General features: G+C 68.8%; 5 protein-coding genes, 2 rRNA genes and 1 pseudogene (1 of these 8 only partly in view). 2 read left to right on the top strand and 6 right to left on the bottom strand.

Annotated features, from left to right (window positions below):
- Nucleotides 1-80 precede the first annotated feature (80 nt).
- The 4 genes from OG556_RS30465 to OG556_RS30450 all read right to left on the bottom strand — a co-directional run bounded on the left by OG556_RS30465 (nt 81) and on the right by OG556_RS30450 (nt 8501).
- Entirely contained in the window at nt 81-626 is a 546-nt protein-coding gene (locus OG556_RS30465; protein ID WP_371521761.1) for a hypothetical protein, read from the bottom strand.
- A gap of 9 nt (nt 627-635) precedes the next feature.
- Nucleotides 636-5057, bottom strand: a complete 4422-nt coding sequence (locus OG556_RS30460; protein WP_371521759.1) for a polymorphic toxin-type HINT domain-containing protein — start codon at nt 5055-5057, stop codon at nt 636-638.
- Nucleotides 5058-5107: 50 nt separating this feature from the next.
- Complete coding sequence (locus OG556_RS30455) at nt 5108-5992, bottom strand: IS5 family transposase (protein ID WP_331745013.1); 885 nt, start codon at nt 5990-5992, stop codon at nt 5108-5110.
- A 70-nt stretch (nt 5993-6062) separates the two neighbouring features.
- Nucleotides 6063-8501 carry a hypothetical protein gene (locus OG556_RS30450; protein WP_371521757.1) on the bottom strand — a complete coding sequence of 813 codons (2439 nt, stop codon included), beginning with the start codon at nt 8499-8501 and terminating at the stop codon, nt 6063-6065.
- A 714-nt stretch (nt 8502-9215) separates the two neighbouring features.
- On the opposite strand from OG556_RS30450, the gene OG556_RS30445 reads away from it, so the two are divergent.
- Nucleotides 9216-13745 carry a LamG-like jellyroll fold domain-containing protein gene (locus tag OG556_RS30445; RefSeq protein WP_371521755.1) on the top strand — a complete coding sequence of 1510 codons (4530 nt, stop codon included), beginning with the start codon at nt 9216-9218 and terminating at the stop codon, nt 13743-13745.
- A 270-nt stretch (nt 13746-14015) separates the two neighbouring features.
- Nucleotides 14016-14114 (top strand): annotated as a pseudogene (locus OG556_RS30440) (GNAT family N-acetyltransferase); the annotation flags it as partial.
- Between the two features lie 78 nt (nt 14115-14192).
- Here OG556_RS30440 and rrf read toward each other — a convergent pair.
- A 5S ribosomal RNA gene (gene rrf / locus OG556_RS30435) occupies nt 14193-14309 on the bottom strand.
- Between the two features lie 87 nt (nt 14310-14396).
- Nucleotides 14397-15270 (bottom strand): 23S ribosomal RNA (locus tag OG556_RS30430) (it continues 2247 nt past the right edge of the window).

Here is a 15270-nt window from a genome sequence, read left to right as displayed (position 1 = left end):
CTCACGTGCCGGGCCAGGGGGGCGCCTTCGATCTTCCGAATCGATCCGAACACCCGGCTACGGATTGTTCGGAGACCTTTTCACGACGTCACAGTGATTCCCCTCCGCTGCCCGTCCCAGCCCTTCGGTGGAACGAGACTCGGGGTCAGCTGAGAAACCTCGATCCTCAGGTCCATCGAGTCATCACCCTCGATCATCCGCACCGTGAAGCGGCGCTCTGGATACGTTGCCAGGAGTCGCCCCTGCCATGTCTGGACCAGAGCGTCACCGAGCTGCCGACAAGCATCCGCAGCGAGTTCGGACGGCCCCCTCATCATCCGGAAGAGGTGCGGGATCTCGAAGATGTTGTAGCTGTCCACCATTTGACCCCATGCCATGGCAGGCCAATCCGGATGCCCGTCGGCCGACGGAGTCGCCAGACGGTTCGCAATCTCGACTTCGTCGTTCCCGTAGAGCGCCAGGAAGACGGCGCCGTGGATCTCCACCAGGTTCGGCCAGTAGAGCCATGAGTACATCAAGGCCTGCACCGCATCGCCCGTCTCGCTGAAGTACGAGACCGGATCGCTGGAATCCACTTCAGGGAATGCCTCGTGAAGGATTCGCCGGGATAGTTCGTTCCGACTCATGTGAACTCCCTACGGAAGATAGCCCGGAGGAATGCTCTCCGGAACGTCTGCACCTGGCACTCCGCGACCGCCACCCTTCGGGTAGTAGATCGGTGGTGTGATTCCAGAATGCTCGCCTCCGGTGCCGCGGAACCTCGGCCCCTTCTGCCAACCGCTGGGGGCTCGGTCATTCTTGATCCAGGTCTGATAGCGCACGACCTTGCCGTCCTCATCCCGCTCGAAAACGGTGTGATCGCCCGTTGCACCCTCACTCGGCTGAAGATCTTCTGCCCGCCCGCGCTTGGCGGCCTGCGCTTCACCACCGCCTGCCGGGCAGTTGTGCACCAGCACCGGCTCGGTACCTGCCAGCACATAGTACGTGTGAAGTTCGGCGACGCTCAGGTCACGAGCTTCCTGCGGATCGGTCTCGTAGTTGCGGACGGCCTGGACGGTGAGGAAGGTGCCGTCGGCCGCGCGGACCCGGTCGCCGACGTGGAGGTCGGAGGCGTTGGTCCAGCGCTGGGTGGTCTCGTCCCAGAACGGGTGGTGCTGGGTCGAGGTGAGGGTGGCGGCCGGCTTCGCGTCGGTGGCCAGGGTGAGGTCGGTGAACTGCCTGTCGTCGGGGGTGACGATGGCGGCGGCGACGGCTTCGGGCTTGGTGTTGTCGGTCTGCGGGTCGGTCGACAGGACTTCGTCGCCCGGTTTCACGTCCTCGATGGGTTTACTGCTGCCGTCGGCGAGTAGGACGGGTGTGCCGGGTTTGAAGCTGTGCTTCCCTCCGATGAGGCAGCTTTCGGCCGCCTGCTCGGCCTCGCGGGCCGCCTTGGACTCCGTACGCCAGGCCTTGAAGCCGTCGTAGAGCTCGTTGGCGAGGCGCTTGATGGTCTTGGCGAGCTCGTAGGCCTTGCCCCAATGGAACGCGTACTTCTTGGCGAGCTTGGCGAGCGGACCGCCGCCGATCAGGCTGGTGGCGACGTTGAGCACGGTCTCGCCGCAGGCCCCGAGGTCGCCCTTGGTGACGCAGTCGAAGGCGTCCGTGATACCGAGTTCGTCGGCGGCGATCTTGGCCAGCTGTTTACCGGCGCCCATCACCTTCTGCTTGGCCTGGTTCTCCTTGTGGTGCGCCGCTTCGACCTTCTGCTTCGCGGCTTCAGCCCGCTGTGCGCTCTCTTCTGCCTGGTCGACCGCCGGGACGGAGACGACGTTCGGGGAGGCGGGTTTAGCGTTCGGGACGGCCCAGCCCATGGCCGAGGCGACTGCGGTGGCGACCGCGATGATGATCGGCTTGATGAAGTCGGCGATGGAGAACAGACCACTGGGGTCCGCTCGGTTGACGGGATCGTTGTCGCCGTACGCGTAGCCGTTCCACTGCTGGGGGTCGGCCCGGTCGAGGACGGGGTCGAGGCTCAGGAACCGCCCGGTGGTCGGTTGGTACTGCCGGGCACCGAGGTTGGTGAGTCCGGTGACGTCGTCCTTGGTCCCGCCGACGAAACCCTTGTCTCCGGCCCAGGTACTCGGCTGCGTGCCACGGGGGTTGCCGAACGGGTCATTGGGCCGTCGGGTCTCGGTCAGGGTGGCCGAGTCGATGCCCAGGACGCCGGTGCCGTGGTGGTCGGCGATCTGGTAGGTCAGCCTGCCGCCGCCCTGGCGGACCAGGGTGGTGCCGCCGGGTATGTCGTAGTAGCGGGCGCCGGCGAGTTGCTTGGTGGTGGTGCTGGTGTCGACGGTGAGCTCGTCGGCCCCCATGTTGATGGTGGTCTTGCCGGGGTTGCGGCGGATGAGCTGGTTGCCCTCGGCGTCGTACAGGTAGGTGGTGGTGCCGCCGTCGGTCCTGGCCAGCGACTCCAGCCGGTCCTCACCGTTCCAGGTGAGGGTGGCGGTGCCGTTGGTGTCGGTGATGGCGGTGGTGCGCCCGGCCGCGTCGTACTGGGTGGTGCTGGTGGTGGGCGCGTTGTCGCCCGTCCTGCTGGTGGAGCTCAGCAGGGCGTGCGGCCCGCCGGTACCGCCACCGCTGTTGGGCGCGCTGGTCGGGGCGTTGCGGGTGCCGGTGGACGGGAAGGTCTGGGTGACCGTGGTGTCCTTGGCGGTGTCGCCGCCGGCGTCGTGCGCGACGAGCTGGGTGCGGTTTCCCGTCAGGTCGTACTGGTAGCTCTGCCAGTAGGGCGCGAAGCCGCCGACGGTGGTGCGGGTGGGCGCCTGGGCGCCGCTGGTCGGCGTGGAGTTGGCGCAGGCCCCCTGGCCGCCCACCGCCGGGTCGGGCGCCTGGTCGAGGCGTCCGGTGTCGGACCACGCGGTGCTCAGCCGACCGAGGTGGTCATAGGTGAAGCACTGCAGGTCGGTGGCGCTCGGCGTGTTGTCGGGGATGGCCCGGACCGCGGTGATGCGGCCGGCCTGGTTGTAGGCGTAGGTGGTGTTCTGGACGGTCCCGGTGGTGGAGGTCTGCTTGTCGACGTACTGGTTGAGGGTGCGGCCGGTCGGCTCGTCGTAGGTGGCGGTGGTGACGACCTGGGTGCCCCACGGGTTCATCGTGGAGCGGATGTTGCGGCCGTAGGCGTCGTAGTCCGACTGGAGGTCGTACATCTTGCCGCCGTACGCCCCGAACTTCGAGAGCAGACCGTAGACCTCGTAGGTGTACACGATGGTCTCGGAGTAGACGTCGCCGACGGTCGGGCGGGTCTCCTCGGTCCTGGCCCCGGTGATCTGGTCGTACTTGGCGCTGGTGGTGTAGGTGACCGGGCTGGTCTGCCCGACCTCGCTGCCGGGGATCGTCAGGGTGGTCTTGGTCGGCCGGTACCCGATGTCCATGGACACGACCGCGTTGGTGTACGCGGCACCCTTCGCCCCGCCGACGTAACGCGTGGAGCTGTCCTGCTGCCCCTTCGCGACGGTGTCGTACGCGTAGCCGGTCAGCTGGTTCTCCGGGCTGACCGTTCCCTGGTACGTGCCGGTCCTACGACCGAGCAGGTCGTAGGCGGTGGCGATGGTCTGGCCGCCGGCGTTGGTGCTGGAGGCCACGCGCCCCGCAGCGTCGTACGTGGTGGAGCTGTTGCCCGCGTCCGGGTCGCTGGCGCCGGTCTGGCGGCCGCGCTGGTCGTAGGTGTAGGACCAGGTGTTGCCGGCGGCGTCGGTGCGGGAGGTTTCCTGGCCCCCCGGGTTGAAGGCGTAACTGGTGACGTCCGCGTCGGCGCTGTTGCCGGTGGCGACGGGCGTCCGGTACTGCCACAGCTGGGTCGTGCGGCCGCGGGCGTCGTTGACCGTGGTGGTCGGGGTGGCGCCGGCGGGCGGGGTGACGTCCGTGCGGTCCGCGCCCGGGTAGGACGTGGTGGTGGCGTTCTGCGCGACACCGTAGGCGCGGAACTGGACGCTGGTGGCACGACCCTGGCCGTCGAAGACGCTGTAGGTCTGGTTCGGGACCTTGGCGTCCTCGGGCTCGAACCGCGTGGTCGTGGGGCCGGCCTGGTCGTTGTAGTAGGTGTTGTTGACGCGGTTGGCGCGGCCCTGGGAGTCGTAGTAGGTGTCGTTGATCATCCGGCCGTGGTAGGCGGAGATCGCCGGGTCGGCCTGGCTCTGCACCACGCGGGCGAGCCCGTCCATGATCTGGACGGACTGGGCGTAGCTGCTGTTGGCGCGCAGGCGGCCGGTGGTGACGCTGCTGGGAGCACCGTTGCCGACCGCGTAGCTGTAGGTGTAGTTCGCCTTGTCGCTGGTCGTCCGGCCCGCGAGCCAGACGGCGGTGAGGCGGCCCAGGGCGTCGTAGGCCTGGGTGACGGTGCGCCCGTTGGCGTCGGTGCCGGTGATCGGCAGGGCCCGGGCGGGGTTGAGGGTCGCGGTGGAGATCCGGCCGGAGGCCGCGTCGGGAGCCCCGACGGGGGCCGGCGAGGTGATCTTCGTCGCGTTGGACAGTTCGCCGGGGTTGGCGGAGCTGTAGACCGTGGTGGTGGCCGCGCCGCCCGGGTGGGCGGAGTCGGTGGTGGTGGGGTCGGTCACGGTGACCGGGCGCCCGTAGGTGTCGTAGGTGCTGAGGCCCGTGGTGGTCCACTGGGCCTTGCCGGAGTCGTCGAACTTCTCCAGGACCTGGATGCTGCTCGCTTCGCCCTTGGCGCTGGCACTGCCGAACGCGGCGCCGTCGAAGACGGTCCGCGAACCCGTGAGGGTGTTGGCGGCCGTGGGGGTGGCGGTGCAGGCGTTCGGGCCGGAGACCGAGATGGCCTCGGAGACGAGCGCGGTCATGATCGGGTCGGTGCCCGTGGCGTACGTGGTACGGGCGCAGACGTCCGGGGTGCCCTCGGCCTGGTTGAGCACGGTGACGGGCCGGTTGGCGTACGCCGGGTCGGTGGTGGTGGTGTCGGTGGTGGTGCGCCAGGTGCCGTCGGTCTTGCGGGCCTTGGCGGTGACGACGTTGCTGGTGGAGGTGTAGCGGGCGACGAGGTCGGGCAGGCCGTCGCCGCGCACGTGGGTCGCGGTGGTGGCCGGGCCTGAGAAAGTGTTGGGTAATCGGGTGATCACTCGTTCTTGAGGTCGTCGGCGAGGCGGCGGGCTGCTTCGGTCTCGATGGGGCCGCGTGGTTCGACCTCCTCGCCGGCGAGGCGGGCGGCCATGAGCCGGATCATGGCGACCTTGATCATCGCTTCGGCGTGCGCGGTCTTGCGCTCGTAGTCCCGTGCCAACCGTCTGCACCGTCCCAGCCAGGAGAATGTCCGCTCGACCACCCACCTGCGGGGCAGCACCTGGAAGCCTTTCACATCAGCATTGCGCGGCACCGCGACGATCTCCAGGTTCTCGCGTTCCGCCGCCCAGCCGACCAGGCCCGCATCGACGATGTTGACGTAGCCGCCGTCGACCCAGACGAGCCCGACCTGCGGGAACAGCTCCCGGATGCCGGAAAGGACGAGCTTCGCGCCCGCCCGGTCCTGCACCGAGGCCGAGTGCACCACCGCCCGCAGGACCAGCCCGCAGGTGTCCACGAGCAGGTGCCGCTTGCGGCCCCGCACGCGCTTTCCCGCGTCGTAGCCGATCGCCTCGCCGCCCTGGTGGCTGCGGGCCGACTGCGAGTCCAGCACCGCCGCCGAGGGCTGCGGATCCCGCCCGTCCGCCACCCGGACCCGCTCGCGCAGCGTCTCGTGGACCCGGCTCCACGTGCCGTCGGCCGTCCAGGCGCGGAACCACCGGTAGGCCACGTCCCACGGCGCCAGATCGTGCGGCACCAGGCGCCACGCACATCCGCTGACCAGCACGTACAACACGGTGTCCACGACCAGCCTGCGCGGGAACTTCAACGGCCGCCCTCCCCGACGCGGATCCCGCTCGGGCAGCAGAGGCTCGATCACCAGCCACTGGGCATCCGTCAACGACGAGTCGTAGGAAGGCTTGCACGCGCAGACACACATGGCGGTGATCGTCGCGGATGCCCCGCCCGCGACGATCACCGCCAGCGCATCACGCCACGAAGTTGATCAATTACCCAACACTTTCTGAGCTGGTGCTGACGCTGTAGGCGACCGGTTCGGTCGCGCCCGCCTGGGCGTAGGTGTCCGATTCCAGGACCTGGCCGGAGAGCCAGTCGCTGTCGGTGACCGGGCCGCTCATCGGGCCGGCGACCGTCCGGGAGCGCTTGGCGCCGGAGGCGGTGAGGTCACCGTCCATGCCCTGGTGGTAGGTGGTCGACTTCTGGCCCTGGACGCCGTCCTTGCCGGTGCCGGTCACGGTGGTCACCGTGGCGAAACCCCGGAAGTCGTCCCAGGTGCGGTCCTTCGCCTCGACGAACCGGCCGTCGTTGCGGTGCCAGGCGGCGTCGCCGTAGGTGTACGTGGTGGTCTGCGGGAGCGCGCCCTTGACGAGGTCGGAGCGCGGGTCGACGGTGATCGTCTTGACCGGGTAGCGCAGGAACCAGTCGTCCACCGGGTTGCTGTCGGCGGTGGAGTTGGGCTGGTACCACTTGACGTTGAAGCAGCCGAGCTTGTTGTCGTCCGCCGACGTCGGCATCACCCCGGCGGTGCGGGAGCAGGACGCCTGGTAGTAGTCGACGTTGATGGCACCGCCGGTCTCGGTGGTCACCGAGGCGATGCGCGGCCGGTTGTAGGCGGGGCGGGAGGGACCCGCACCGTCCACCCGGTTGGGCAGCAGGACGTCGGCGAAGGTGACGGCCGGGAGGGTGACCGGCTTCTGGCCGTTGAACTCGTCCTTGGCGGTGCGCTGCACGGAGGCCAGCCACGGGACCGCGGTGTTCTCGGTGCTGTTCTGGACCAGCTTCAGGACGTGGTTGAGCGCGTAGGAGTCGACGTCGCGGTAGCCGTTGCCGGAGCGGATCCGGGTGGTGATGGTGTTCAGCCACTTCGTGGTGAAGTAGCTGGGCCCGTAGTTGGCGCACACGTCGTTCTGCGCGCACTGCTTGTCCAACGGGACGTCGGGCCAGTTCGCCGCGTTGGCGGCGGTGCGCTGGGCCGGGTCGCAGGCCGCAGCGCCGGTGACGCAGCGCTCACCGGAGTCGAAGTCGATCCGGGCGGCGGGCTGGTAGCCGCCGTTGGCGTTCAGCTGGTCGGACAGCAGCTGCCCGTAGCCGATCGAGGCCACGACACCACCGCGGGTGTAGGCGGTGTTGGTGCCCTTGCCCCGGTTCTGGCCGCCGCCGCGCGCGTAGTAGTTGGTCTCGGGTGTGTAGCTGTAGGTGGTCAGGTTGCCGTATACGTCCACCTCCGAGTCGAGGTTCCAGCGCCAGGCGGTCTGGCACCAGGAGTCCTTGCCCTTGCCCGCGTCGTAGCAGGGGTCGCCGCTGTTGGGCGAGTACACCGGAACGGTCCAGGCGGAGTTGGTGTCCGGGCCGATCGTGGTGGGCTTGCCGGTGGCGGAGGGCAGGTGGTTCAGGCCAAAGTAGTAGGCGGCACCGGCGGCGTCGGTCAGCTTGATGTAGGAGCCGTTCCAGGTGCCGTTGGTGGCGCCGGTCAGGAACTCGATCCTGCTGCCGTCATCGGTCTTGAGGTGCCAGGTGCACCTGGACCACTCGTCCGGGCCGGCCGTCTTCGGGCACGAGGCGTCGTCGGGCACCAGCTCACCGGAGTGGCCGGCCAGGGACAGGGTGAGGTTGGCCTCGCCCCAGCACTGGTCGCCGGAACCGGTGATGCCGTCCTTCGCGCACGGGCGGAAGGATCGCTCGACGAAACCCGGGCTGTAGTCCCAGCCGTCGCCGATCCAGGAGGCCTGGGAGTTCGTCGAGGAGGTCTTGCCGTCCACCGCGGTGGAGCTGTATCCCAGGGCGACATTCGGCGCGCCGCCACCGATGCTCGGGGGCGACTGCACGGGATAGCTGTAGCTGAACGCGCCCGAGGCCTCGCCGGCCGTCCAGGACTGGCTGGGCGCCAGGCTGGTGGCGCTGTAGGTGCCGGCCCCGCCGGTAGCGGGTGCGTCGGCGGCGAGCACGGTCGGTGCGGCCGCACCGACGGTGAGCCCGGTGCGGAACGCGGCCTGCGTCACGCCTGCCTTCGGGGCCGCCGTAGCGGCCGGGCCGGCAACGGCGGCCGGCAGGTCGACGTCGGCGACCAGCTTCCCGGTCTGGGCGTCGTAGTGCGATTCGACGGGCTTGCGCTCCAGGCAGCCCTCAGCCTGGGGGGTGGTCAGGGAGCAGGCAGGCAGGGTGTAGAGGCGAGCACGCTGGGACCAGTCGCCGCCGAGCCCGGCTCCGAAGGCGGAGGCGTCCAGGCTGACCCGCAGCTTGGCCGCGTTCGACGGGTCGGTCGGCGTGAGCGCCACCAGGTTGGTGCGCGATCCTGCGGACGCGGCGGTCTTCGCGTCGGTGACCTCGACGTGCACCGAGGACTTGGCGCCGGGCGCGACGGGCGCGCCCCTCTGCACGTCGTTCTGCGTGGCCTCCTGGCCGTCGGCGGCCACGGGTGCCAGCCACACCGGAAGGGCGCCCGCCTTGGTCGAGACGCCTGCGGAGGGCTCGACCACGGTCTGGCCGGCCTCGTCCAGCCGGGCCGCCCGGCTGCCGGCCGACGGCGCGGCCGCCAGCTCGACGGTGGACGTACCGTGAGGGGGGGGCTATCGGCGACTTCGGTGGCACCCAGTCAGGAGTCTTAGTTCGCGAAGGAACCAGGGAATCCGACTTGGCATCCTTCCCCGGAACGGACGGTGTGGACGGCAGTTGAGTGGTCGTCGGGGACCAGATCCTGTTCTCGTCCGAAGCGATGGCGAATGCGGGGACACCGGCCGCCGGGACGACGAGTCCGGCCATCATAGCCAATGCACTGAACAGGGCTGTTCTGGGTTTTCTCGCCCGCTGGGCGGTCCTTCCCCTGGCTGATCGAGCACGACGAGTGGGTGACACCACTACTCCCTAAGGGAATTGACCATGCATCCGGGCATGGATCGGCCGAAATTAACGTCGGCGACCTTACGAACTCGTTCACATCGCCGTCGAGTCCAAGATCAATTTTTTGTAAGTGGCATACATCACGCCGGTTGACAAACCATCAGCCGACCCCACCAATCGGACATATCGCCCCGTGGGTGCTTTGACGGATATTCACTTCCTGGGCGAAGTTGCGCATGTCCTGTGCGCATTGCCCGATCCCGGCGGTGCCCGCACCAACCATCACTTCCGGGGGAGGCCCCGTCATGCCCGAACGCCCACCGAGAGAACACCCGAGAGCCCGCGGGCGAGCCGCGTCCCGGCTGCGCTTCGCCGCCGCCGCCGCGACCGGATTCGTCCTCGCCCTGTCCTCCGCGATGCCCGCATTCGCCGACACCGCGCCGAGCGGCGCCGACAGCAAGACCCTGACCGAGCTGATGGCGGCCGCGGATGCCGCGCACGCCAAGGACCGTCCGAAGGACCGGCCGACCGACGACACCGCGTTCGCCCAGGCCAAGGCGACCGGCAAGAACGTCCTGATCGACCGTCTGACCACCGAGTTCACCGAGACCTACGCCACCCCGGACGGCAAGCTGCAGGAGTCGCGCCATCCGCAGCAGCAGCGGATGAAGGCCGGCGGCCAGTGGCGCCCGCTGGACGCCACCCTGGCCGCGCGTCCCGGCGGCGGCTTCGCCCCCAGGGCCACCCCGTCCGGTGTGGTCCTGTCCGGCGGCGGGAACGGTCCGCTGGCCACCATGACCAGCACGGACGGGAAGAAGCTGGCGCTGACCGCGCCGTTCCCGCTGCCCGCGCCCCAGGTCCAGGGCGACAGCCTGCTCTACCCGACGGTCGTCGGAGCCGACACCGACCTGAAGGTCACGGTCGGAAAGGCCGGCAGCGTCAGCACGGTGCTGATCGTCAAGACCGCGAAGGCGGCGGCGGACCCGGCGCTGAAGAACCTCCACTTCGGCACCGTCACGGACGGGGTCACCATCACGTCCGACGAGAACCACGATCTGACCGCCTCCGCCGCCGACGGTCCCCGCTGGCACGCGCCCGCGCCCCGGATGTGGGACAGCACCCCCGCCATCGGGGCTCCGAACGCTTCCACCCCGCAGGCTCCCGCCACCGGCGCGCCGACGACCGCAGCCGACGCCACCCGGACGGGCACTCCGGGCGTCAGGGCCGCGAGCTTCCGCGCTGCGGCCATGCCCGCGGCCGACAGGACACCCGCGCCGTCACCGACCCCCAGCGACTCCCCCGGCGCGGGCGGCCGCGAGGTGGTCCCCTCGGTGAGCACCCCGGAAGGCCCCGGTGCCGGCGCGAAGGTCGCGACGATGCCGGTGGCCACCACGTCCTCGGGCATCGACCTCACCCCGGACCAGGACATCCTCGCCACGGGCACCGCCCCGTACTTCATCGACCCGGCCTGGATCCCCTGGGCCAACGGCAGTTACGGCTCCACCTTCGTCCAGTCCACGCACCCCGGTGCCACGCACTACAACGTCAACGGCCCGGCGGACAGCGACCACCTGGGCGTCGGCAAGTGCGGCAGCTACCCCAGCGCGCCCAGCTGCAACCCGGCCGACATCGAGCGGGCCTACTTCCAGATCGACATCCGCGGTCTGAACGGCGCGGCCATCAACTCCGCGCGACTGGACTTCGCCGAGTACATCTCCGCCGACTGGGACTGCAACAAGACCTACGGCGTCGACCTCTACCTCGTCGACCGCCCCATCGACTCGGGCACCAACTGGAACAACCGGCCCCAGCCGATCGGCGGTCCGATCGAGACCGCCCAGGTCGCCGGCTCCGGCCGGGGCGCCTGCCACGACAACGTCCCGGTGACGTTCTGGAACGTCGGCCCGACCGTGGCCCAGTGGGTCAACAACCCCTGGCTGACCTTCGGTCTCCAGGCCTCCGACGAGGGCAACGCCTACGCGTTCAAGCGCTTCGACTACGGCGCCACGCTCACCGTCACCTACGACCGCACCCCGGACACCCCGACCGACCCGCACGCCTACCCGGTCCCCCACACCGCCGACCCCGCCCGCCAGACCCAGGGCTGCAACAACGACAGCTGGGGCTGGCTCGGTGCCGGTTCGGACCTCAACGGCGCCGTCACCCTCAACGCCACCGTCAGCAGCCCGGTCCAGGGCCAGCTGTACTCCTGGTCCCACATCTGGGACTACACCCTCGCCGGCGTCCCCGACGTCGACAGCGGCTTCTCACCCCTCGTCAACAAGGGTGACAACGCCGCCTTCACGGTCAATCCGAACGTCGTCAAGGACGGCCACCTCTACGGCTACAGCATCATGGCCGGCGACCAGTTGGTCGGTCTCTCCGGCTCCACCGCCGTCTGCCGCTTCGGCGTCGACCTGACCCCTCCGAAGGTCTCCGTCCTCGGCGTCGACAACAAGCTCGACGACAACGCGTTGGCCACCCAGTTCCCGCCCTCCGGCAACGGGCAGACCACCAAGATCCGCACCTGGCAGACCGGGTACGTCCCCGTCACCGTCACCGATCCCACCCCCAACGGCGGCGCCGCCTCCGGGGTGAAGTGCCTCCGCTGGAGCTGGGACCCGCAGCTCGCCGGCGCCGGCTGGCAGTGCGGCGGCGCCATGCCCACCGGCGGCATCCCGGTCATGGCCGGCCACTGGGGCACCAACATCCTGTTCATCCAGGCCCAGGACGACGCCGGGAACGTCTCCCCCGTCACCCAGTACGCCTTCTACGTGCCGTGGAACCCCGACGGCCCGCCGCCGGTCTTCGGCGACATCACCGGAGACGGCGCTCCCGACATCGTCACCTACGACGGGGCCGGCAACCTCCGCGCCTACAACGTGCCGGGCAACTCCCTCGCCAAGAGCCCCACCGCGGCTCTGGCGGCACTGCCGGCCGACTCCCCCACCGGCAGTTGGACCAACGGCGTCCAGTTCACCCACCGCGGCACCCTGACCGGCGGCAAGAACGTCGACGACCTCATCGTCCACCCGGCGGGCGGCAAGGACCTCTACCTCTACGGCAACCCCGGCAACACCGGATACTCCGGCCGCTTCGACAGCAAGGCGGTACTCGCCAAGCCCAACTGCAGCGACGCCGACAGCCCGCCGCCGCAGTGCGCGCCGGGAACGTACGCCACCGACTGGTCCACGACCCTGCAGGTCGCCTCGCTCGGTGACCCCGCGCACAGCGACCCCGACACCAAGCTCCAGTTCAAGAACCAGACCGGTCTGCTGACGGTCGAGAGCACCGGCAACGGCAGCGACGCCGGCCTGTGGTTCTACCCCGCCACCGGCGCCCAGACCCTCGGCGCCCCCGTGCAGCTGGCGGCCTCCGGTTGGAAGGACCTCGACCTCCTCACCCCGGGTGACTGGGCGGGCCAGGGACACCCCGGCCTGTGGACCCGCAACCGCACCACCGGCGACCTGCGCGCCTACACCTTCACCACCGGCACCTACGCCCCGACCCACGACGGCGAGCCCGTCCGGGACGAGTTCGGCAACCCGATCAGCGTGCCCACGGTGACCGCGGTCTCCACCGCCGTCCCGATCGGCAGCGTCCCCGTCGCGACGTGGCCCGTCCTCGGCTCCGACGGCGACCTGACCGGCAACGGCGCTCCCACCCTCTGGGGCCGCAACGCCGACGGCCGGATCCAGATCTGGTGGGGCCACCGCACCGGCGACCCCACCCATCCCACCTTCGCCTGGGACGTCGGTCCCGAGACCGCCGCCAGTGCCGCCGCCGCCCCGAGCTGGTGGGCCATGGACGGCAGGACCGAGAAGATCGTCGACAGCAGCATCAACAACCCGCTGAGCCCCAGCGGCGCCCCCACCCGCACCGCCGACCACAACAACGTCGCCGGCGCGGCCACCGCCCTCAACGGCAGCAGCTACTACAAGACCAAGCAGAGCCCCGGCATCGACACCACCCGCAGCTACAGCGTCGCGGCCTGGGCGAAGATCAACAACACCAACGGCTTCCGGACCATCGTCTCCCAGACCGGGAACCAGCGGAGCCCGTTCTACCTCCAGTACTCCGCCTCCTTCGGCCGCTGGTCGTTCATCCTCCCCGGTGAGGACCGCTACCCGCCGGCCAAGTACTACACGGTGAGCGACACCGCCGCGCCCCAGGTCGGCGTCTGGACCCACCTCGTCGGCACCTACAACGCCGACACCCAGGCCATCACCCTCTACGTCAACGGGCAGGCCGTCGGCACCACCAAGGTCGACGCCGACTGGCACGGCTGGACGGCCGACGGCCCGCTCACCATCGGCGCCGAGACCGCGCACCAGCTCCCCGACGCCGCCGGACTCGACGGTGCGGTCAGCGACGTGCGGCTCTACCCGTACGCCGTCACCGACCAGCAGGCCAACAACCTCGCCACCGGCAACGCCAGCGTCCACGTCCAGAGCGCTTTCGCCTACGGCAAGTGCGTCGACGACTGGGGTGGCGGCTCAGCCGGCGCGGCGGTCGCCATCTACGACTGCTGGAACGGAGCGAACCAGCACTTCACCTTCACTCCCGACAACACCATGACCATCAACGGCAAGTGCGTCGGCACTCAGGACAACGCCGCCGGTAACGGGGCCAAGGTCGTCCTGCGCGACTGCAACCCCGTCGAGGGCGGCCAGCAGTGGCTGCGACGCTACGACGGCAGCCTCTACAACCCGCAGTCCGGCCGCTGCCTGGAGCTTCCCGGCTGGGCCATCAACAACGGCACCCAACTCGGCATCTGGGACTGCCACGGCGGGGCCAACCAGCGGTGGACCTACACCGCACAGCTGACTGGCTGACGGTCAGCCGGCACCACCACGCGAAGGCCGTTGGCTCCCTGTGGGGAGCCAACGGCCTTCGCCGTACCCGGACGGCCGCCAAGTGGGCCAGGGCCGATTCGCAGGGCGGGGGCCTACCGGGCCTACAGGGCTCGGCGCCGAGACCTTCCAGCTCCTCCCCTGTTCGGCGCCCACCGGCCCCGGTCACGCCGCCACGGAGGCCGACAGTTACGCCCGCGCCCGTACGACACGATGCCCCCCGGCGCCACGTCACTGTCCGCCACACCTGCGGTCTCGGCTACGTCAGCGTCGACCCGCACCGATGGCCACCGCTTCTACGAGAAGCTCGGCTTCGTCCCGTCGCACGTCGGATTCAAGCTCCAGCTCTGAGGCCTTGAAGTTCCAATACCCCGGAAACGCAAAGAACCCCCACCCGGTTTCCCGGATGGGGGTTCTCTGTGAATGATTGTTCGGCGGCGTCCTACTCTCCCACAGGGTCCCCCCTGCAGTACCATCGGCGCTGTAAGGCTTAGCTTCCGGGTTCGGAATGTAACCGGGCGTTTCCCTCACGCTATGACCACCGAAACACTATGAAACTGTCAACCGCACCAACCCCGTAGCCAAACGGGTTGGGGTCGTTGTTTCAGAACAACACAGTGGACGCGAGCAACTGAGGACAAGCCCTCGGCCTATTAGTACCGGTCAACTCCACCCCTCACAGGGCTTCCATATCCGGCCTATCAACCCAGTCGTCTACTGGGAGCCTTACCCTCTCAAGGAGGTGGGAGTGCTCATCTCGAAGCAGGCTTCCCGCTTAGATGCTTTCAGCGGTTATCCCTCCCGAACGTAGCCAACCAGCCATGCCCTTGGCAGGACAACTGGCACACCAGAGGTTCGTCCGTCCCGGTCCTCTCGTACTAGGGACAGCCCTTCTCAACACTCCTACGCGCACAGCGGATAGGGACCGAACTGTCTCACGACGTTCTAAACCCAGCTCGCGTACCGCTTTAATGGGCGAACAGCCCAACCCTTGGGACCTACTCCAGCCCCAGGATGCGACGAGCCGACATCGAGGTGCCAAACCATCCCGTCGATATGGACTCTTGGGGAAGATCAGCCTGTTATCCCCGGGGTACCTTTTATCCGTTGAGCGACGGCGCTTCCACAAGCCACCGCCGGATCACTAGTCCCTACTTTCGTACCTGCTCGACCCGTCAGTCTCACAGTCAAGCTCCCTTGTGCACTTACACTCAACACCTGATTGCCAACCAGGCTGAGGGAACCTTTGGGCGCCTCCGTTACTCTTTAGGAGGCAACCGCCCCAGTTAAACTACCCACCAGACACTGTCCCTGATCCGGATCACGGACCCAGGTTAGACATCCAGCACGACCAGAGTGGTATTTCAACGACGACTCCACAACAACTGGCGTTGCTGCTTCAAAGTCTCCCACCTATCCTACACAAGCCGAACCGAACACCAATATCAAGCTATAGTAAAGGTCCCGGGGTCTTTCCGTCCTGCTGCGCGAAACGAGCATCTTTACT

Source organism: Kitasatospora sp. NBC_01300 (assembly GCF_041435235.1).
In the GTDB taxonomy this organism is placed as follows: Bacteria; Actinomycetota; Actinomycetes; order Streptomycetales; family Streptomycetaceae; genus Kitasatospora.
This window is presented reverse-complemented; position numbering and strand designations above follow the sequence as displayed.